This window comes from Novosphingobium sp. KA1, assembly GCF_017309955.1.
Taxonomy (GTDB): Bacteria; Pseudomonadota; Alphaproteobacteria; order Sphingomonadales; family Sphingomonadaceae; genus Novosphingobium.
This window is the reverse complement of the sequence record NZ_CP021248.1, coordinates 775,824-794,999: the sequence shown is the minus strand read 5'-3', so window position 1 is coordinate 794,999 and position 19,176 is coordinate 775,824. Positions and strand designations below refer to the sequence as shown.

The window sequence follows — 19,176 nt, the reverse complement described above, 5'->3', positions numbered from 1 at the left end:
CACCCTCACAAGAAAATTGCCATTGGTTACAAAGCCGGATGGCCCGGCTCGATCACCAGTTTGCCTGGAGGCCGAGACGCAGCGTCCGCGGCCGCAAGGGCGTCATCTGGTTGCGCTGCCACAGCCCGAATGGATTGCCGAAGGCGAATGTGTTCGCGCGGGTATTGGCGACATTGTCGAGCGAGAGCGTCAGCCCGAGATTTCTTCTCTGGAGCTGAAGCGACATGTCCGCGACCGCGTAATCGCCCTGCGAGACGTCGAGGGGATAACCGATCCCGAGCTGCGAGCGGCCGACATATCGGAGCGAGCCGCGCGCGGTGGCCGTGATGCGATCGCTGAGGCGCCCGTTCCATTCGCCCGAGAAATGCACGCCGCTTCGCGCGACGTCTGGAAGGGTCCTGGAGATATCCAGGACCTCGGGCGACGTACTTGGGACAATGCCCGACCTGAGCTTGCCGACCTTGCTGTCGTTAAGAAAGGCTGCAAGCGAGAAGGAGAGGCTGGGGCGCGGACGCCAGTTCACCTCGCCGTCGAGACCGTGGATCGAACCGTTCCCGATATTGGCAGTGTAGGAAAAGCCGCTGCTGCCGATGAGATCGGCCTGGATATTGCGCCAGAGCGCTATGAAAACGGCCGCGCGCGCCGTGAGCTTGTCGTTCCTCGCATCGCCGATGCGTATACCGAGTTCATTCATATGGAGATCGTCGGCGTCGTAGCGCTGCGCCGCGATACCGGTTTCGGAAAGCCCATAGCCCAGCCCGCCGGGACGATAGCCCTGCTGGTAGTGGAAGAAGCCCGAAACCGGCCCCCCGGGCCGCCAATCGATTGCAAATGTCCCCGAAAAGCGCACGGCCCTGCGGCGCGAAGCCGGAAGATCCTCAAAGGCATCGCCGGTCAGGAAGCCCTTGGTGGCGCTGTAGGTCAGTCGCCCGCCCAGGGTGCCGGTAAGGGTCTGGCCCAGCGGCCGGGAAGCCTGGCCGAACACGGCGACTTCGGTTTGCTGGTTGACCACTCCGGGAATGTCGTAGGGACCATCCGAGGTGGTGAAATCCCGCGAGATGTAGCTCGAATTCACGACGGCCGAGACACCTGCCACCCACGGTTTGGCAGCGCTGCCGCCCGACACCCGCGTCTCGTGCGAGAACAGCAGGATGATGTTGTGCTCGTCGTAGCTCGCCGGAGCGTCCGACTGGTCGTATCCGGTCGCATCGTAGGTCGTTGCCAGTTGGTGGAGGCTGAGCGAGGTCGTCGTATTGAGCTCAAGGCTGCCGATCGCGCGCTGGGCGCTCACGTAGCCCAGCCGGTAGTTGTTCTCGAAAGGCTGGGCTGTCATCCCCGAGCGCGTCAGTGCCGGCTCGCCCTTGATCGTGTACTGCCCGTCGCTTCCCGAAATGTTCTGGAAGATAAACCCGAGATCGAGCGTCCAGCCGGAGAGATCCCCGCTCCTCAGGCTGAAGCGCTGACCGTAGCGCCGCGATCCATTGATGTCGCGGCGCCCCTGGTCGGGCGCATCGATGTAGCCTGCCGAATAGCCGCCGTAGACCACCACGCGCGCTGCCACGCCGTCGGCCAGCGGAATGTTGAGCATGCCTGCCCCATCCCTGCTGATCCCGCCGTTCTGGGTTACCCCGATGTTCGCCGCGGTCGTGACGGCAAAGCGTTCGGGATCGGGCGTATTGGCCACGAGCCGGACAATCCCGCCAAGCGAGCCGGCCCCGTAGAGCGCGCCTTGCGGGCCGACGAGGACCTCCATCCGCGAAATGTCGTAGAGATTGAGATCGGGATCGGGGGCGTTGTAGTTGAGGCGCACATTGCCGAGATACTCGCCGACAGTCGCCTGTGTCTGCCCGCTGAAACTGCTGTCGGCAATCCCCCGGATAAAGAGCTTGTTACGCCCGGGCCCCAGGTCGGTGGCGCTGAGCGTGGGTTGCAGCGCGGTCAGCGCCGAGGTTCCCTGGAAACCATTGGCCGCTGTCCAGGAGGGCGAGAGACCAATCACCTTGACCGATCCTGGGTAGCGGTCGATCGTCACGCGCTGCTTGCTCGCGGCAACGACGATGTCCTCGCCCACGGTTTCGGGCGGCGGCACCGATACCGTCACCGCAGCGCGCGGCGGCAACGATGCAGCGGGCCGCGTGCGATCAGCGACGATTGAGATGGTCCTCTCGTCGTGGAACACGGCGCGCGCACCGGTCCCTCGGAGTATCCGCGAGACGGCATCGGGCAAGGAATGCGGGCCGGTGACGCCCGGCGAAGGTCGCATGGCAACCTCGGGATCGGACACCGCGACTGTGACGCGCGCCTGCACCCCGAGCGCAGCGGCGACATCGCCGAGGCGCCCGGGGACAACGCGAAAGTCCGTCGGCTTGGCTGCGGCCGCGACGGGTATGCATGTCGTCATTCCTGCAACTGCAAGAACCCAATCAGTGCGCGCCACTGTCCCCCGGCTTCATTATCCATCCGCCCTGTCGTTCCTCAAGGCCCACCCCGAGGGCCACGGCGATCCGGGGAAGCTGTTTTGCCCCAGATCCGTCGAGCGACAAGGTGCCCGAGAACTGCCGGTTTGCAAGGGCTCCCTCGACCGTGACGAAGACGCCGAGCTTGCGACTGAGGTCGGCAGCGACCTGCGAGAGCGGAGCCGCCGAATAGATGAGCTGCCCGCGCTCCCAGGCACCGACGGCCTGCGGATCGGTCATTTTCACCTCGACCATCCCGCCGGACCCGCCATCGACAAGCGCCTCTCCGGCCATGAGTTTCACGGCTTCAGCGCGCGGGTTGTAGAGGACTTCACCCTCACCCACCGCAACCCGGACAGCGCCGTTGCTGTGAACCACATTGAAGACGGTTCCCACGTCCTGGACCTGGTTGTCGCCGACCCTGAGCGTGAAAGGCCTGGCCGCGTCATGTTTGACGCGGAACAGTGCTTCCCCGCCCTCGAGCGAGGCAAATCGGCTGTCCTTGCGGTCGAGGATCAGTTTCGTCCCGCCGTTGAGCGTGACGCTCGATCCCGGCGCAATCGCGACCTGGCGCATTTCGCCGGGCCGGGTGATGATCTCGTAGCGATCGGTGCTGAACTGCGTGTAGGTCAGGACTGCAGCCAGCGAGGCTGCCACGAGGCCGGCAGGCGCCCAGAAGCGCCGCTTCTTGAACGGGACCGCTTCACCTTCGCCGTCATCGTCGTTTGCGCTCTCGATGAACGAGACTTGCGGCAGCAGGTCGTCGAGATCGAAATCGATCTCTGCGATCTCGTCGTAAGCGGCCTGGTTGCGAGGATCGGCGGCCAGCCATTCGGCAAATGCCTCCCAGACTTCGTCACCACCGTGGCGAAGGCGCACGTGCCAGTCGATTGCTTCGCGGTCGATCAGTTGCATGTCAGATTCCATAGCGGTCTACCCCCGACCTGAGATGCCGCTCCGGCAGTCGATCCCCATCAAGTCTTTTTCGGATCGATGCGACTGCCTCGTATGCCCGTGCCAGATGCTTTTCCACCGCGCTTACGCTGATGCCTAGGTCCTCGGCAATGTCGCGCTGCGGCTCGCCTTCGAGGCGAAACCGGCGAAAGATCTGCCGTGTGCGCTCGGGCAGGCGATCGATCACCCCTTGCAGCACACGAACCTCGTCGGCCGCGATGAGGCCCGCCTCCGCAGACGGGCGTTCGTCGATTTCCGGAGGATCACCCGTATTGGCGTCGACCCAATCGACTTCCCGCCGCGAACGCCGATCCGCCGTGCGCCGATTTATGAGGAACTGGTTCGAGGCCATCCGGTAAAGATAGGCGCGCATTTGCGCCACCGGCGCCACGGGCGCCGTAGCCAGACGGATCGAAATCTCCTGAACCACGTCTTCCGCCTCTTCCGGCGTAGCGCCGCGAAGGATGAGGAAGCGCAGCAATGCTGGTCGTATGTCCATAAGGACCCCCAGCAAACCACCATTCGACATTGTTCTAGCCAACTTCTCGTTTGAACGCGGCACTGCGTGAGCGCGACCGGTCAGTCCGTGCCTTTCAGCTGCGACCCGAAGGGCTCAAATGGCTGAGCGCGCACTGCAAAAGTGCGCGAATTCCGCCAGTTTGAGCAACGAATTTATTTGCTGGGGAAGTCCTTCCCCGGCGGCATCTAACTGCATCGCCGACCTGTCCTGCCCCGAGCCCCGGACGGCTTACGCCCAAACGCCATCGCCGCCGGCAAACGCTGCCTGGACGAGCGACCAAATACACGAAATCTCGCCATAGGGGAACCTATTTGAAATTCGCCATCACCAGTCCGGCTAGCGAATCGCTGATTTCATGCGATTCATTTTTTTCGAAGACTGCAAGATAAGAGTCCTGTTTGAAGCCCGCTGCGGCCGATCCGGATCGGCCGCTGAACCGGGGCGGTCATACGCCCTGCGAATTTTATGATGAGGCGGCCGCGCATCAGCGGTGTCTCACATGGAGAGGACAATTCCTCGGACATCAACGGTGCGAGGTAATTCCATGATCAGGACAGTATCCGGGCAGCCTTCCATCGCCGCCCACGCGCTCGCCGGGGGCCGCCGCCACCGGGGAATATCCGACCGCCGCGCCGGCTGAGCCGCTACCCAGCCCACCCCTCCCTCGATGTTCGCAAGCCCGATTGGGCCGCCGGAAATCCAACAAGACCAGGAGACACCATGAAAATCAAAGCCACCTCGCTTGCCCTGCTGGTCTGCGTAGTATCGAGCCTCGCAGTCCCCGCCGAGGCTCAGCAGCGGCGCGACCGGGACCGAGATCGCGATCGATACGAACACCAGTGGCGCGAGAACGATCGTAACTGGGAACCTTCGCGGTCCTATCGCTCCGGCAAGTACAAGGATCGCCGCCTTGGCCGCAACGACCGGATCTATCGCGGCCGAGACGGGCGCGCCTACTGCCGCCGGAGCGACGGCACGACGGGCCTTGTCATTGGCGGTATCGGCGGCGCCCTCATCGGCAAGGCCGTTGGCGGCGGAACGCTCGGAACCCTCATCGGCGCTGGCGGCGGTGCGCTGCTCGGCCGGCAGATCGATCGCGGCGAAATCAAGTGCCGCTAAGGCGAGCAGGATCAGCGATGCGCGCCATCCCAACCAAGCGCCCGGGCGATGCTGCACGTGCACACACACCACCCACTTGCATTGCATCGCAACATAAGACATCGAAAAGAGGCCTTTAAGGCATCCTCTCCCAAATACTTCAGCCGGCCCTGTGTGGCCGGCTTTTTTCTTGTCCAGACATTGTCGCTCTCGCGGAAGAGAACTCCGACTTCACACGATGCTGCCAGGAAGTACAAAACTCCGGGAGTTTCGCGGTGAGATCGCCGGACAGCAATTCCGCCTCCACGTAAGCGGCGCGCGCCCTGACGCGCACCTCACAGAAAATTCCCAGGCCCTCAAAGAGGATCCTTTTAACGCTTGCGACTCGCTCATCCGAAATGATAACCTTAGTCAGCATAAAATGAGGCGGACTCGTTTTTAGGCAGTGGGCCTCGAGCGAGCAGCGCCAATCGACGAGAGGAGAGACTGAATGGCCGGACCTGCATCGCAGTCGCACGTATCGAACAAGGCAAAGATTGCCCGCCGGGTAATCGAAGTGCTCGAATACTTCGATGACGCCCACCCCCAGGCGACGGTCATGGATATCGTGCGCCGATTCGACCGACCGCAATCGAGCACATCGGAGCTTCTGAGCTCGCTCGTCGAACTTGGCATCCTGCGCAAGGATCACGCGGCACGCACCTACCATCCTACGCCGCGCGCCGCCCTCATCGGCACGGCCGGACAGCCGCGCTTCGTTCGCGATGGACGTATAGTGCGGCTGATCGACGCGCTCATCGAGCGCACAGGCTACTCGGTTGCACTTACCGCCATGGTCGGCCTCGACAGCCAGATCGTTCATTGGCGGCACGCCCCCCTCGCCATGGCTTCGACCCGCGAACTTGCCAGCGGCATGAAGGACCCCGTCCAGCAGAGCGCCGCCGGCCTGCTCATGCTCTCGACCTTCCAGAAGCCGCGCCGCGAGGGCATGCTGCGTCGGCTGAATTCCGAAGCGCCGGACCATCGCAAATTTCACGTTCCGGACTTGCTTGCCGAGATCGAGGCCGCCGCAGATCGCCGCTATGTCGTGGGGCAGGTAGGTTTCGACACAAACGCCTGCGGATTTTCCGCACTGATGCCCCGACAGCCCGACGGCCGGCCAATGGCCGTCAGCCTGGTCTTTGCCAAGGAAGAGCTCGTGAATAGCGCAGCGATGCTCCAGGCGATCAGCGAGACGATGCGCGAATTCCTGCCCGATGAATGCCAGACCGGTCACATCGAGATGATGCACTGGGCTGCCTGACCAAGACCTTTCGAAACACGCCTGCCGGTGGGTCATTGCAGTCCCCAGTTCATTACGGAGCAATGCCCCGCCGCAGCGCCAGCACCAGCAGCATCGACCCGCGACTGGCCGCAGCGAGCCCTGCGCTCCTAAGGAGAACCAGAGACGCCCCGGCGACCGCCGGTCAGTGACTGCGTCGCAGTTCCCGAGGCGACGCGTTGAGCTGCTGCCTTGCAAATCGGGACATTGCCGATTGCTCGGAAAATCCGAGCTTCTCCGATATGCGGCCAAACGACAGACTGGTGCGCTTCAGGTAGAAAACGAGGATATCGCGCCGAACTTCATCCTTGATCGACTGGAAATTGCACTGCTCTTCCTGGAGCCTGCGGTGCAGGGCTCGGGGGTGCAGCTCGAGAACGCGCGCAACATCCTCAACTGCACAACTCCCCGTCCAGAGGAGAGGCATGACCACACCGCGCACCTGGGCATGAAATGGCGGGTGCCTGTCGCCGTAGGTTCGCTCGATCTCCTCGATCATATCGGGCAGCGAAACATCGTCCGGTCCGCATATCGGCGCCTGCATGTCGGCAGCGGCAAATGCGAGGCCGTCCTCATTGCAGCAGAAGCGGACCTCGCACTGGAAATGGCGGCGATATACGGACCTAGCGGCCAGCGCCTGGTGGCGAAAATGGACCCGGCGCGCGCCGACCCGGCCTCCGGTGGTGGCTCGCGCCGCGAGATGTCCGGCGAGCAAGGCATGCTCGATCGCCTGCATGCGATTGGATAGATCTTCGCCCAGAAGTTCATGTCCCATGAAGACCGACTGCCCCGAAGTGGTCCGCCCCATCCACACCCGGACGGCAAGACTGTGGGCTGCATTGTGGGTGGCGGCATAATTCAGCGAATCGCCGAAATTCCGGCAATTGCGCATGACCCTGCCCAAAGGTCCAAAGCACCCGACACCGCCCTGCCGCTCGGCAAGGCGCATCCCGATATCTTCTGCCTGAAGCACAGTTGCGGCGAACTCGAGCACGCCCACCCACTGACGGCAGGTGACCGCCCCCTCCTTGTCGCAGGCCTCGGTGGCAAGATCGAAGGCCCCGAGAATGGCTGCCGGATCGCCGCCGAGGTCGCGCACCAAGGCCGGAAAGTGGCGAAGGATAGGCGCCTGAATGGCCTCGGATGCCGATTCCGGCATCCACTGGGCAACGGTATCTCGGACCTGACAAGTCATAGCTGGGGCCGTTTCCTGAGTACCGGGCAACCTTTGCTCCGATTGTCTCACGATCGGATCGCGCCGAGAACCGTCCCCTCAATCGGCCCGCGCCAAAGCGCGGGCGCGATGAACTGCATCTCCGATGTTCCGGCACCGACCCGGCCCGCCTGGATAGGAGGGGGAAGCAGACCGGAGACCGGATCAGAACGCCTTTTCGACGCCGATCTGGAAGACCCGGCCCAGAGTGAAGGCATTGCTGGGATCGTAGCCATTCTGGCCCACGTTCTTGTAGACCGGCGGCTCGGCGCCAAGGACGTTCTTGACGTTCAGCGAGAGCGCCAGTCCGTCGGCGATCCCCTTGCCCGCAAACGTGTAACGGAAATAGAGATCGACCGTATCGAAGGCGCCGATCCGGCTCTGTCCGAAGGCCGAGGCCAGACCCTTGTCGGCGCGCTCGTAGCCCGAGGTATGATAAAGGGTCGCCTGCGCGCGTAGCTTGTCGATCGTCGTTCCCACCGATGCCATGAACTTCGTCGTCGGCGTGCCGTAGAGAAGATCATCGACGACCGATGCCGTCGGGCTGGCCTTGGTATCCTGCTTGAGGCGGATATTGCCCGCGATCCGCGCGTCGAAGGACGCAAAGCTCGTGTCGAGGACATAGCTTGCATCGAAGTCGATGCCGCTGAGCTTGGTCCGGCCAAGGTTGCGCACCAGCGTATCGAGGACCACGCCCACCGGCGTTGCCCCGCTGCCGCCTACGCTGACGAGAGCCTGGTCGGTCGAGGTCGGATTGAGCAGAGTGAAGCCGACGTTGTTCTGGTTGGCGAGCCCTGCAAGAACCTGCGCCAACTCCTGCCCGGTCGGGCGATAAGTCCAAAGGTTCGGGAAATTGTTGTAATAGTCGGTCAGGCTCGTCCCGGTCACCGGCCGGCCGATCGTGCCGTTGAGGTTGATGACGTAATAGGACGCACTCAGCGTCAGACCATCGATCACCGGCGGTTCGATCGTCGCGCCAATCGACCAGCTCTTCGCCTTCTGCGGAGTCAGGCCGGTGACCGAGCCGTTGCCGAGGTAAACCCCGGTCTCGCCGGTGGCGAAGGACTGGCCCGGCGGCGGCGCGAGATAGGCGCCGGGAATGAGCGTCGCTGTCGCCGAAAGCGGGCCCAGCTGGTCGACCGGCGAAGGCGCGGTAAACGACTTGCCCCAGTTGGCCCGAATGGAGATCCAGTCGATCGGCTTGTACGTCAATGCGAACTTCGGATTGAAGGTGTCACCGAAATCATTGTACTTGTCGTAGCGGCCCGAAGCCGAGAGTATGAGCTCGGCCAGTCCTGCTCCGCCGCCTGTCACGATCGGGGCCTGAAGTTCGCCAAACAGCGACTTCACGGTCTGGGTATAATGGTCGCGCGGCAGAAGGTTGAGCTTGGTGTCGGTCGTCTGGCGCTGGAAAATATCGCGCATGTATTCCGCGCCGACTGCAGCCCTGAGATCGCCGCCGGGAAGCCGCATCAGCGGCCCGTCCACGATGAAGCGGTAGTCGAACAGTTCGTTGCGTCCGTACCCCCGCTCATATCCGTCGAGAATGTCGGCAAGCACCGCCGGATCGGTTGCGGCCAGATTGTAGGGATCGAGCGAACCGTTCGCGAGCGCCGCGGCCTGCGCGACGGGATCAATCACGTTGTTGCGGTAGGTCACACGGCTGTTGCCATAATTGAAGAGAGCGCGCGCCTGCCAGTTCGAGCCCATGTCGTAAGTCAGGCTGGGCGAAACGCTCCAGGTCTCGAGATCCGTCTCTTGGGTTTGCGAGCGGGGCCCGTCGACCGAGGCGTAGTTGAAGCGGACCGTCTGCGACTTGCCGGCGTCTGCGCCGCCGGCATCGATGTAGTTCGGATTGGACGGCGAGACCGTCACGGTTCCCGTCGTATTGCCGAGCACGCCTAGCGCGCCGCCGTTTCCGCGCGTCTGCCGGTTGGCGTAGAGCGCGGTCACATCGATGCTGAGCGAACTGCCGAGTGCCTGGGTGAAGCGGGCCATCACATTGTGCAGTTCGGCCGCCGGATAGATGGCCGTATCGTCAGAGGGATCGCAAGTATTGGGTCCCCCGGCCACGAGACTGCTGCCCGAGACGAGATAGGTGTTGCTGCCGATCGAGACGGTCGGATCGGCGCAGTTGCGGCCCACCGGAACGCCGGTGTTCCAATCGATCCGCTTCACCCACTTGCGGTCGGAACCGTAAATCGCATCGTGCTTGGAGAAGTTGTAGGCGACATAAAGGCCGCCGCCATCCCAGGTCTTGCCTGCGATCAGACCGCTGTCATACGACGTGTAGGCATCACCGATCCCGACGCGGGCGTCGATCTTGACGCCGTCGTAGGTCTTGCGGGTCATGAAGTTCAGAACGCCGCCCAGAGCGTCCGAGCCATAAACGGCCGAACCGCCATCGAGCATCGCCTCGACTCGCTCGACTGCGGCGGGAGGTATGATGTCCGGGTCGACCGCAAGCTGCTGGGTGCCGGCGCCGACCACGCGGCGGCCGTCGATCATGACCAAGGTCTGGGCGCCTCCGCTCGTGTTGGCCGCAGGCAGTGCGCGCAAGTTGGGGCGGGCGATGGGATTGCTCGAGTTCGCGCCCGAGACCGGCGAGACACCGGCCGGCACGACGCCGAAGAAGTTGGAAACCTGGGGGAGGCTCGCGAGCACTTCGTTGGTAGAAGTGCCGCCGGAAACTTTCGACTGCTCGTCGCTGATGCCCACGACATTGGAGCCGGCGGGTGCAATGCCGCGAATCAAAGTGCCGGTCACGACGATTTCGTTTTCACTCGAGGCGCGCGGCTTCGCTTCGTCATCCTGTGCATAGGCCATGGCCGGTATCAGCGATGACAGGGCGACACCTGCGGCCAGACTAAATCGGCACAGGCTCGGACTCGATGTCTTCATCAGCATTCTCTCCCTTGAGTTTTCCTCATTAAGGACACTCTAAAAAGGATGGCGTGATGCAAGGCAACTCTTCAGCGACGGTAAGGGCGCCTTGCAAGCAACTGATCGAGTCTGCGATGACTCCTCTGTAGCGCGCGGCCTTTCATATAAGGGCCCTCAATGACTAAGCCAATTTCGGAAGGTGAACGCGCCAGCGATCACAGCGAGGACTCCATCAAATAGGACCCTTTTGTTGTGGACTCGCAGCAAACGATCACGCAGGATTTGCCCATAGACGTTCGCGCGGAAGCGACGCTCCAAACTGTGGGAGAGCTGGATTGGATCAGCTTGAAACGGCTCGCGCCGAGTGGCGCCGGCACTGGCCGATGGTCCTGGCGGCCTGCATCGGGTTTTCATTCATGTCGTTTATGACCGCCTCGGCCGGTGTCTTCATGGATCCGCTCGGGGCTGAATTTCACTGGGGCAGGACCGAACTGTCCCTCGGGATGGCGATTTCCTCGCTACTTTCGATTCTCTGCTCGCCGTTCGTCGGCAATCTCATCGACCGCTACGGATCGCGGCGTCTCGCGCTACCGGGCCTCGCCATGACCAGCGTGGCGATCGCCGCCTTCTCGATGACGAGCGGTTCGCTTGCCCAATGGATCGCCCTCTGGCTTGCCTGGGGCATCGTCGTTCTTCTCGTCCAATCGACGCTGTGGTCGACTGCGATCGCCAGCGTATTCACCTGCGGACGCGGCCTGGCGCTCGGCGTCACCATGTCCGGGACCGCACTTGCCCAGGTCGTAGCCCCGCCCCTTTCCAATTACCTCATCGAGACATTCGGCTGGCGCACCGCCTATCTCGTACTGGGGCTTGGTTGGGGCAGCTTTGCGCTCATCCTCTCAGCCCTCTTTCTGTTCGATCTGCGTGACCGGGCAAGGCAGCTTCGGCAGGCGAGGCACCCCGGACGGGCCGGGTTGCAGGCCGCAAGCCCCCTCCCCGGCCTGAGCGTCAAGGAAGCGTGGCACGATTCATCGCTATGGAAGGTCGCGATCGCAACGTTTCTCGTTCTCACCGTCACGATCGCGATCGTCGTGCACCAGTTTCCAATTCTCGTCGAAGCTGGCATGAGCCGGGGCCAGGCTGCGTGGCTGGTCAGCCTCTCGGGCATTGCCGGCGTTCTCGGCAAGCTGGTGTCCGGCACACTCATCGACCGCTTCCATGCCCGCGTCGTTGGTGGCGTTACCCTCGCTTCCACAGCAATCGGCTGGCCGATGCTGATGGCCGGGATCGCAACGCCTGCCACAATCGTCGTCGGCATCATGATCAGCGGTTATGCCGCCGGAACGAAGATCCAGCTCTGCAGCTACCTGACCGCGCGGTATGCCGGCATGCGGCATTACGGGACCATCTTCGGCTTCATGACCAGCGTTATCGCGCTGGCCTCGGCAGTCGGCCCGCTGGCCGCCGGCCTCTCCTACGACCGGTTCGGCAGCTATACGCCGCTGCTGCTGGTGGGCGTGGCGATCTCGCTCATTTCGGGCGGTCTGGTGTTCAGTCTGCGCGCTTATCCGGAATGGCCCACCCCCTCGCCCCTGCCTGACCCCACTCCCACCAAGGTGCCGGCAAGCGCCTGAAGCCAAGCGAGACAAACATAGTGTCCAACACCCTCGGCGAAAGCGGCGCGGCGACCCGCAGCAACCTGCCCAATGCGGTCGTCGTCGGCGCCGGCGGTCTGGGAATGGCGATCGCCCGCCGCATGGCCCAGGGGCACCGGATCGTGCTGGCCGATATCGACGGCGCGCTTGCCGAACGGCAGGCGGCAGCTCTCGCCAACGAAGGAGGAGAAGCGATAGCGGTACAATGCGACGTCACATCGCGAGCCTCGGTCGCCGATCTTGCCGCACGCGTTGGCGATCTCGGCGGCTTCAGAGCGCTGGTCCATGTCGCCGGCCTCTCGATCGGGGCGGGAGATTTCGGGCGAATCGTGGAGGTGAACCTGCGCGGGCCGGCGCTCGTCGCGCAAGCCCTGTTGCCGATGGCATTGGCGGGAAGCTGCGCGATTCTGATCGCCTCGATGGCAGCGCACCTCAGCCAACCTGACGAGGCAGCCGCCGGTATCCTTGCAGATCCCGCCGCCGACGAGCTTGCGGAGCGGCTTCGCGCTCATCTCGGCGCTCAAGAGGGAGCGACACCGGCTGCTGCTTATGCCCTGTCCAAGGCCGGGCTACTGGCGATGGCCCGCAGCCAGGCCGCTGCCTGGGGCAAGCGAGGCGCCAGGATCGTTTCACTCTCGCCCGGTATGATCGCAACACCGATGGGGCGCGGCACATATGGGGAGAGCCCCAACAAGGCGCGCATGTTCGCCAAGAGCCCGCTCGCCCGCGAAGGCGCGATGCATGAAATTGCCGATGCAGTCGAGTTTCTTGCATCCCATCGCGCCGCGTTCATCAGCGGCACCGATCTGCTTGTAGACGGCGGGCTCAGTGCCGCCCTCACCGTGCCGCAAGGCTGACCGCCGGCCCGAAGCGGCAATGCCCGGAAAGATCGCGGAAACGAGGCCAGGAGGCGGGCGGGGGATCGCCTACCCTGCCGGCTCAGTCGGCGATCTCCTCCTCAGGCTTCATCTGGAAGCGCGCCCGGATCCGCCGCGCCCAGACCTTCCTGCTGTACTGGCTCGCAATTCCCGCCAGTTCGGGATCACCTTGCACCAGAGCCCCAAACTCCATGAGTCGCGCATTGCGCCAGCTCTGGACGAACCGGCGGTGCTCGGGCGAAACGTCGTCGGCGGCCGGCCCCTGATAGGTGCGGCGCGAGAATGCCACGTTGATGTCGAAGATGAGCTTGATGTACGAGCTGCCGGCAAGGTCGAAGACCACGTCCTGGGTCTCGCGCTCAAGCTCCCGGACTTCGTCGAAACCAGCATCGTCCAAAACCGCACGCGTCCGCTCGAGCAGCGATGCGATGCCCTCGACGATGCGCTCATGCGGAGCACGCGCGGCCTTACGCATCGCCTCGACCCACAAGGCGGTGGCGATGACCGTGACGTCCTCGGGCGGAACGTCCATCATCGTGAGATAAGTCGTGACGACCGTCTCTATCGTGGTGGCATCCGGCCTAGAGGTAAAATAGCCGCCATTGTTGCCGCGACGGACAACAAGCAGCCCCTCCCGCTCGACGAGACGAGCGGCCTGACGCACCGTGCCCCGGGCATAACCCAGGCCGGCGACCAGTTCCTCTTCGCGGCCAATGTACTCTCCCGGCTCACGGGCGAGCACCATCTCCCTCAGTTTTTCTGCGGCGGCGGCCAGCGCCGGCTTGCTTTCGCGCTTTGTCATGCCGCTCGTTGAAAACACGAAACTTGCCTCCTCGTCCAGTATGTTCGCAGCAGCGATGCGCAAGTGGGCCCACCGCTTCTTGACATGACCATAGAGTATCCTATTCAATCGGTATCGATAAATAGAGTCGGGACAGAGATTGTCCCCAACGATCATTCAGGATCAAATTTGGAGAGAGGCATGTCACGTCTTCCTTGGGACATGAGCGGCCGCGTCGTCGTAATTTCTGGCGGCAACGCAGGTATTGGATTGGGATTCGCGCGCGGCATCGCCCGGGCGGGCGGCGACGTGGTCATCTGGGGCCGCCGCAAGGACAAGAACGAGGAAGCCGCGGCCGAGATCGCCGAATTCGGCGGGCGCATCTTCACCCAGGAAGTAGATGTTGTCGATGAGGCGCGCGTGATCGAGGCATTCGCCGAGGCAGTCCGGCACATGGGCCGCGTCGATGGCGCCATCGCCAATGCCGGCCTCATGAAGAACCAGGGCTGCTTCACCAACATGACCGGCGAGGCCTGGCACGACCTGCTTTCGGTAAACCAGCACGGCGCCTTCTATCTCGCTCGCGAGGCGGCACGCCATATGCGCAGCCGCGCCGAAGCGGGCGATGCGGGCGGATCGATCCTGTTCTGCGCCAGCCTTTCCGCCGTCACCGGCTCGATCGGTATGCAACACTACAATGCCTCAAAGGGCGCGATGGCGGCACTGGCCCGCGGCATCGCAGTCGACCTTGGCAAGTACGGTATCCGCGCGAACACCGTTTGCCCCGGCTACACGGAAAGCGAGACAGTCAAGGATCAGGGACCGGATTCCCCGCTGGGAAGCCAGGTGCGCGAGCGGTGCCCGATCCCGCGCTTCGGCAACCCTTCCGATTTCGAAGGCATCGGCGTCTACTTCATGAGCGATGCCTCGCGCTATCACACCGGCGACCTCGTCCGCGTCGATGGCGGCTGGATGGCCAATGCCGGCAAACTCAACACTTCCGCGGAGCGCCGGGCATGAGCATTGCACCCACAAAGGACGCCGAAAAGGTCCAGACCAAGGTCTTCCGGGTTGAGCAGTTCCGAGACCCCCAGATCACGCCGGAGCGCCGCGCCGAACTCGAGGCAGCGGAAACCGATCCTCTCGACATGAGCGTCGAGAACATCCTGGCCGATGCGAAGGCACAGACGGGCCTAAGCGACTTCGGACCGATGGATTTCACCGAACGGCTGGCCGTTCTGGCCGGGGAGGTCGCGACAAACGCAAATCTCTGGCGCTTCGCCAAGGCGCAGTTCCGCGCCTCGTGCGTGAAGCAGGCGGCCAACAGGCTCAAGAACAAGGCCTTCCTCGACAGCCATCCAGAGGTCGACGCCGAGGTGATCGACCGGCCGATCATTATCGTCGGCCTTCCGCGCTCGGGCACCACGCACCTTGAGAACCTCATCGCCGCGGACCGCCGCCTGCGCCATCTGCCCGTCTACCTCGGATCGGAAGCGGTGTTGGCGCCCGGCGAAACGCCGGGCCCGGACGGCCTTGATCCGCGCTGGGTACGCTCGAGCGCGCATTGGGACCGGATGAAACAGAATGCGATCATGGCAGCGATGCACGAGCATTCACCGGACCACGCCTGCGGCGAGAACGAGTTGCAGATGCCGGATTTCACCACCTACCAATGGGAATGGATGGCCGAGGTGCCGACCTGGCGCGACTATCTGCTCGGGCACGATCAGACGCCGCATTACGCTTACGGCAAGCGCATGCTGAAAGCGATCGCCCTGCAGTTCCCGTCAGAGCGGCGCTGGATCCTCAAAGGCAACCAGCACAGCGAGCAGATCCCCGCACTCGTGGCGAACTATCCGGATGCCTATATCGTCCAGATCCACCGCGATCCGCTGGCGCTGTTACAATCGGTACTGACGATGCGCGGGCTCTCGGTCCTCGCCCACCAGAAGCAACCCGACATCCAGGCCCACGTCGCTTACTGGGTCGATCGCATCGAACGGATGCTGCGGGCATATCTGCGCGACATGGACGCCGTTCCTGCCGGTCAGCGCCTCGACATTCTCTTTGGCGATGTCATCGCCGACGACGTCGGCACCGCCCAGCGCGTGCTTGAGTTTGCCGGGCTTGAATCGAACGATCAGAGCATCGCCGACATGCGCAACTACATGGACAGTCACCCGCGCGGGAAAGACGGGCGCGTGGTCTACGACCTCGCCGGAGACTTCAATCTGGACATCCCGGCACTGCGCCAGCGCTTCTCCTTCTACACCGACCGCTTTCAGGTGAAGCAGGAAGTGAAATGATGAGATCCAACAGCCTCTGGCACGCGCACTTGCGATGCGAGCTCGCGTTCCTGGCGCTGTTGAGCATGCCCGCGCGGGCAGGAGCAAATGATATGCAATCGATCAGCCGCGACGCAAACCAACCCCTCAATGCCCAGATTATCAACGATGGCGTCGGCAAGCAGGACGCCGTCGACCTGGGCAGCGGCATCTTCATGTCGAAGGATGTCTCCAACCTCTATCTGGTGACCACGCCTGCCGGCAGCGTCCTCATAAACACCGGCATCATCTACAGCGCCGCCGAGAACAAGCGGCGCTTCGATGCCGTGACGGACAAACCGATCCGCAAGATCGTCTTCACCCAGAGCCACGAGGATCACATCGGCGGCTGGCCGACTTTCAATGCGCCGGGCATCGAGACGATCGGCCAGGCCAACCTGCCGTTCGTGCGCACGCAGTACCGGGATCTTGGCAAGGCCATGGGCACGCGTTCCCGCCGCCTGTGGAGCAGGGACCAGAAGCAGGAACTCACCGAACGGCCGGAACCCGTCCTCACGACCACGTTCCAGGACAGCCACGCCTTCGAACTCGGCGGCCGCCGCTTCGAGCTCTACTCGGTCCCCGGCGGCGAAACCGTCGACTCGCTGGTCGTCTGGCTGCCCTTGGAGAGGATCGTCTTCACCGGCAACATGACCGGACCGATCTTCGGGCATGTCCCGAACCTCTATACCGTGCGCGGCGAGCGATATCGCTATGTCCAGTGGTACCTCGACAGCGTGCAGCGGGTGATCGACCTCAACCCTGAAGTGCTGATCACCGGCCATGGCGAGCCCGTTCGCGGTGCGGCCAATATCCGCGCCAGCCTCACCGGAATGCGCGATGCCGTTCAGTACCTTCGCGACGAGACGTTCAAGGGAATGAACGCCGGCAAGTCGCTCTGGGAATTGATGGATACCATCAAGCTTCCGCCCGCGCTCGCGATCCCGCAGGGACACGGCAAAGTGCCTTGGATCGTTCGTTCGATCTGGGAAGAGCATATGGGCTGGTTCCGGTACGAATCGACCACCGAGCTCTATTCGGTTCCCCCGCAATCGGTGATCCCCGATCTCATCGCGCTTGCGGGCGGCGATGCGGCAGCGCTCGATCTTGCCGCAGGCTATTTCCGCGAGAACCAGCCGCTCAAGGCTCTTCATGTTGCCGAAGCGATAACGCCTGCCTCGCCAGAATATCGCCGAGCCCTCGAGATCCAGCTCTATGCCCAGAGGCTGATACTGGAAGCGGCCGGACGCGAGAACTTCAGTGAAGTGCGCTGGCTCGAAAGCGAGATCCGCCGCCTTGAGGCCACACTGGAAGGCGAAGACTGATGGTCCACCCTCGCCTTTCGGTCGATGCCATGTGCTCGTTCCAGTGGCCCTTCGAGCGCGAACTGGCGCTCTGGAAGGACATGGGCGTGCGGCATGCGGGCATTCTCATGAACAAGATCGTCGACGCCCCCGAAAGCAAACTCGCCGCGCTCGACGATGCCGACATCAGGATCAGCACCTTGATCACGGCGGGTTTCCAGCTTGCCGATCCATCGAGCTGGGATGCGACCCGCGACGTTCACCGCACGATGATCGATCTGGTCGCCGATCACAGCGGCCATTCGATCTATTTCACTACCGGCCGGACCGTAAACTGCGACTGGGACGAAGACTTCGCGCTGTTTAGAGAGGCCGTTGCCCCGACCGTTGCCCACGCCCAAAAGCGCGGCGTCATCGCCGCATTCGAGCCGAGCCTCAGGACCAGCGTCTCGTTCTGCACGACGCTGGCTGATGCCATCGAAATCGCCGACGCGACCGGCCTCGGCATCGTCTCCGATTTCAGCAACAACTGGATGGAACGCGGCCTGCCCGCGACCCTGAGGCGCGCCATGGAGCACATCGCCCTCGTCCAGATCGGCGACATTGCGATTTCCGGACGCAGCGGGCGGTCTCACATCGGGCAGGGAGACCTGCCGCTTCAGCGCATGATGGGAGACGTCCTGGACGCGGGCTATGCGGGTGTCTTCGATCTTGAGGTGGTGCCGGCCGACTACACCGCCGACACCACCGAGGACGAATTGATCGCCGGCATCGAGGCCGCTTCCGAGCTCCTCTACACCATGAAAATCTGACCAGGCCCTCGCGAACGGGACGAGCCCGACAAACGGTCATCAAACGTGAGCGAAAAGGTCGAAAACAGCGCCCCGAAACAGAGGGCAAGGAGAGGTACAATGTCTGAGACGTTCGGCGGGAAAACCGCACTTATCATTGGCGCTGGCCAGAACATCGGCCGCCGCATCGCCCAGGAATGGGCCGCGCGCGGGGCCCGGGTCGCCGTCGCCGACATCAGCGAGGACGGCGCCGAGGAAACAGCCCAGATACTGAGGGACGCTGGGAGCGATGCGATCGGGCTTCACTGCAACGTGCTCGACGAAACCTCGGTTGCAGCGACGATCGACGCTGCCGAAAAGGCCCTCGGCCCGCTCGACATCCACATGAACAATGCCGGCATCCTGTCCGGCGGCAATCCGGAAGATCTTCCGCTCGAAGAGTGGCGCCGGATGTTCGACGTCAATCTCTTCGGAATGGTTCGGGCCAACAATGTGATCGTGCCGCGCATGATCGCACGCGGCTCCGGGCACATCGTCAATACCGCGAGCTTCGCCGGTCTCTACCCCTTCGCGGCAAGCCGGGTGCACTATGCCGCCTCGAAAGCCGCCGTGGTTTCGATGTCGCAGAACCTGGCGCTTTACCTCAAGCAGTTCGGCATTCGCGTGAGCTGCCTGTGTCCGGGTCCGGTCATGACCACGTCGCCGGAATCGATGAAGCATTTCAGTGAGAACTACGTGATGCGGGCGCCGGGCAGCCATCTCAGCGTGATGTCGCAGCAGCAGACGGCCCAGGTTCTCTCCGACGCGATGGAGGCCGGCAAGATCATCGTGCCGACGCACGAGGAAGCCTGGGATACGCTGACGGAATGGGCCGCAGGGCCCGATGCCTTCATCGAAAAGAAGCATCAGGAATTCCTCGCGGGCGATCCGGGCCGTCCCGGCATCACTCAGGACGTGATCGATTCCATCAAGGCCTGAGCCTGCGCATATCGAGGAAC

At 63.2% G+C, this 19,176-nt stretch carries 15 protein-coding genes; 9 read left to right on the top strand and 6 right to left on the bottom strand.

The genetic code is table 11. The features are described from left to right. Nucleotides 1-52 precede the first annotated feature (52 nt). From CA833_RS21485 to CA833_RS21475, 3 genes are read right to left on the bottom strand one after another with little or no spacing between them, the layout of a single operon-like run. The gene (locus CA833_RS21485; RefSeq protein ID WP_207081132.1) at nucleotides 53-2,401 is read right to left on the bottom strand and encodes a TonB-dependent receptor; all 2,349 of its coding nucleotides are present in this window, start codon (nucleotides 2,399-2,401) and stop codon (nucleotides 53-55) included. A 22-nt stretch (nucleotides 2,402-2,423) separates the two neighbouring features. Then, a complete protein-coding gene (locus tag CA833_RS21480) occupies nucleotides 2,424-3,371 on the bottom strand; it encodes a FecR domain-containing protein (RefSeq protein WP_207081131.1) in 948 nt (315 codons plus the stop codon). A 1-nt stretch (nucleotide 3,372) separates the two neighbouring features. Then, on the bottom strand, nucleotides 3,373-3,891 hold the full coding sequence (locus CA833_RS21475) for an RNA polymerase sigma factor (RefSeq protein WP_207081130.1): 519 nt from the start codon (nucleotides 3,889-3,891) through the stop codon (nucleotides 3,373-3,375). Nucleotides 3,892-4,650: 759 nt separating this feature from the next. On the opposite strand from CA833_RS21475, the gene CA833_RS21470 reads away from it, so the two are divergent. Both CA833_RS21470 and CA833_RS21465 read left to right on the top strand, forming a co-directional pair. Next, nucleotides 4,651-5,049 carry a glycine zipper 2TM domain-containing protein gene (locus CA833_RS21470; protein ID WP_207081129.1) on the top strand — a complete coding sequence of 133 codons (399 nt, stop codon included), beginning with the start codon at nucleotides 4,651-4,653 and terminating at the stop codon, nucleotides 5,047-5,049. A 469-nt stretch (nucleotides 5,050-5,518) separates the two neighbouring features. After that, nucleotides 5,519-6,331: a helix-turn-helix domain-containing protein gene (locus CA833_RS21465; RefSeq protein ID WP_207081128.1), complete on the top strand. Its 813-nt coding sequence runs from the start codon at nucleotides 5,519-5,521 to the stop codon at nucleotides 6,329-6,331. A gap of 163 nt (nucleotides 6,332-6,494) precedes the next feature. Here CA833_RS21465 and CA833_RS21460 read toward each other — a convergent pair whose 3' ends face one another. Continuing rightward, nucleotides 6,495-7,508 carry an AraC family transcriptional regulator ligand-binding domain-containing protein gene (locus tag CA833_RS21460; protein WP_207081127.1) on the bottom strand — a complete coding sequence of 338 codons (1,014 nt, stop codon included), beginning with the start codon at nucleotides 7,506-7,508 and terminating at the stop codon, nucleotides 6,495-6,497. A 219-nt stretch (nucleotides 7,509-7,727) separates the two neighbouring features. Continuing rightward, nucleotides 7,728-10,463 carry a TonB-dependent siderophore receptor gene (locus tag CA833_RS21455; RefSeq protein ID WP_207081126.1) on the bottom strand — a complete coding sequence of 912 codons (2,736 nt, stop codon included), beginning with the start codon at nucleotides 10,461-10,463 and terminating at the stop codon, nucleotides 7,728-7,730. A 317-nt stretch (nucleotides 10,464-10,780) separates the two neighbouring features. Here CA833_RS21455 and CA833_RS21450 point away from each other — a divergent pair, with 317 nt between their 5' ends. Both CA833_RS21450 and CA833_RS21445 read left to right on the top strand, forming a co-directional pair. Beyond that, nucleotides 10,781-12,079 carry an MFS transporter gene (locus CA833_RS21450; protein WP_242526588.1) on the top strand — a complete coding sequence of 433 codons (1,299 nt, stop codon included), beginning with the start codon at nucleotides 10,781-10,783 and terminating at the stop codon, nucleotides 12,077-12,079. Nucleotides 12,080-12,099: 20 nt separating this feature from the next. Beyond that, on the top strand, nucleotides 12,100-12,957 hold the full coding sequence (locus CA833_RS21445; RefSeq protein ID WP_207081125.1) for an SDR family oxidoreductase: 858 nt from the start codon (nucleotides 12,100-12,102) through the stop codon (nucleotides 12,955-12,957). An 82-nt stretch (nucleotides 12,958-13,039) separates the two neighbouring features. Here CA833_RS21445 and CA833_RS21440 read toward each other — a convergent pair whose 3' ends face one another. Further along, a complete protein-coding gene (locus tag CA833_RS21440; RefSeq protein WP_207081124.1) occupies nucleotides 13,040-13,843 on the bottom strand; it encodes a FadR/GntR family transcriptional regulator in 804 nt (267 codons plus the stop codon). A 117-nt stretch (nucleotides 13,844-13,960) separates the two neighbouring features. On the opposite strand from CA833_RS21440, the gene CA833_RS21435 reads away from it, so the two are divergent. The 5 genes from CA833_RS21435 (at nucleotide 13,961) to CA833_RS21415 (ending at nucleotide 19,156) form a co-directional block, all read left to right on the top strand. Next, nucleotides 13,961-14,779, top strand: a complete 819-nt coding sequence (locus CA833_RS21435) for an SDR family NAD(P)-dependent oxidoreductase (protein ID WP_242526587.1) — start codon at nucleotides 13,961-13,963, stop codon at nucleotides 14,777-14,779. Next, nucleotides 14,776-16,065 carry a sulfotransferase gene (locus CA833_RS21430; RefSeq protein WP_207081123.1) on the top strand — a complete coding sequence of 430 codons (1,290 nt, stop codon included), beginning with the start codon at nucleotides 14,776-14,778 and terminating at the stop codon, nucleotides 16,063-16,065. The genes CA833_RS21435 and CA833_RS21430 overlap by 4 nt, the downstream gene beginning before the upstream one ends. 92 nt (nucleotides 16,066-16,157) lie before the next feature. Next, nucleotides 16,158-17,408, top strand: coding sequence for an MBL fold metallo-hydrolase (locus CA833_RS21425; RefSeq protein WP_207081122.1), 1,251 nt, complete (start codon nucleotides 16,158-16,160; stop codon nucleotides 17,406-17,408). Continuing rightward, nucleotides 17,408-18,199, top strand: coding sequence for a sugar phosphate isomerase/epimerase (locus CA833_RS21420; RefSeq protein WP_207081121.1), 792 nt, complete (start codon nucleotides 17,408-17,410; stop codon nucleotides 18,197-18,199). Before CA833_RS21425 ends, CA833_RS21420 begins: the two co-directional genes overlap by 1 nt. 99 nt (nucleotides 18,200-18,298) lie before the next feature. Then, the gene (locus CA833_RS21415) at nucleotides 18,299-19,156 is read left to right on the top strand and encodes an SDR family oxidoreductase (RefSeq protein WP_207081120.1); all 858 of its coding nucleotides are present in this window, start codon (nucleotides 18,299-18,301) and stop codon (nucleotides 19,154-19,156) included. Nucleotides 19,157-19,176: the final 20 nt, after the last annotated feature.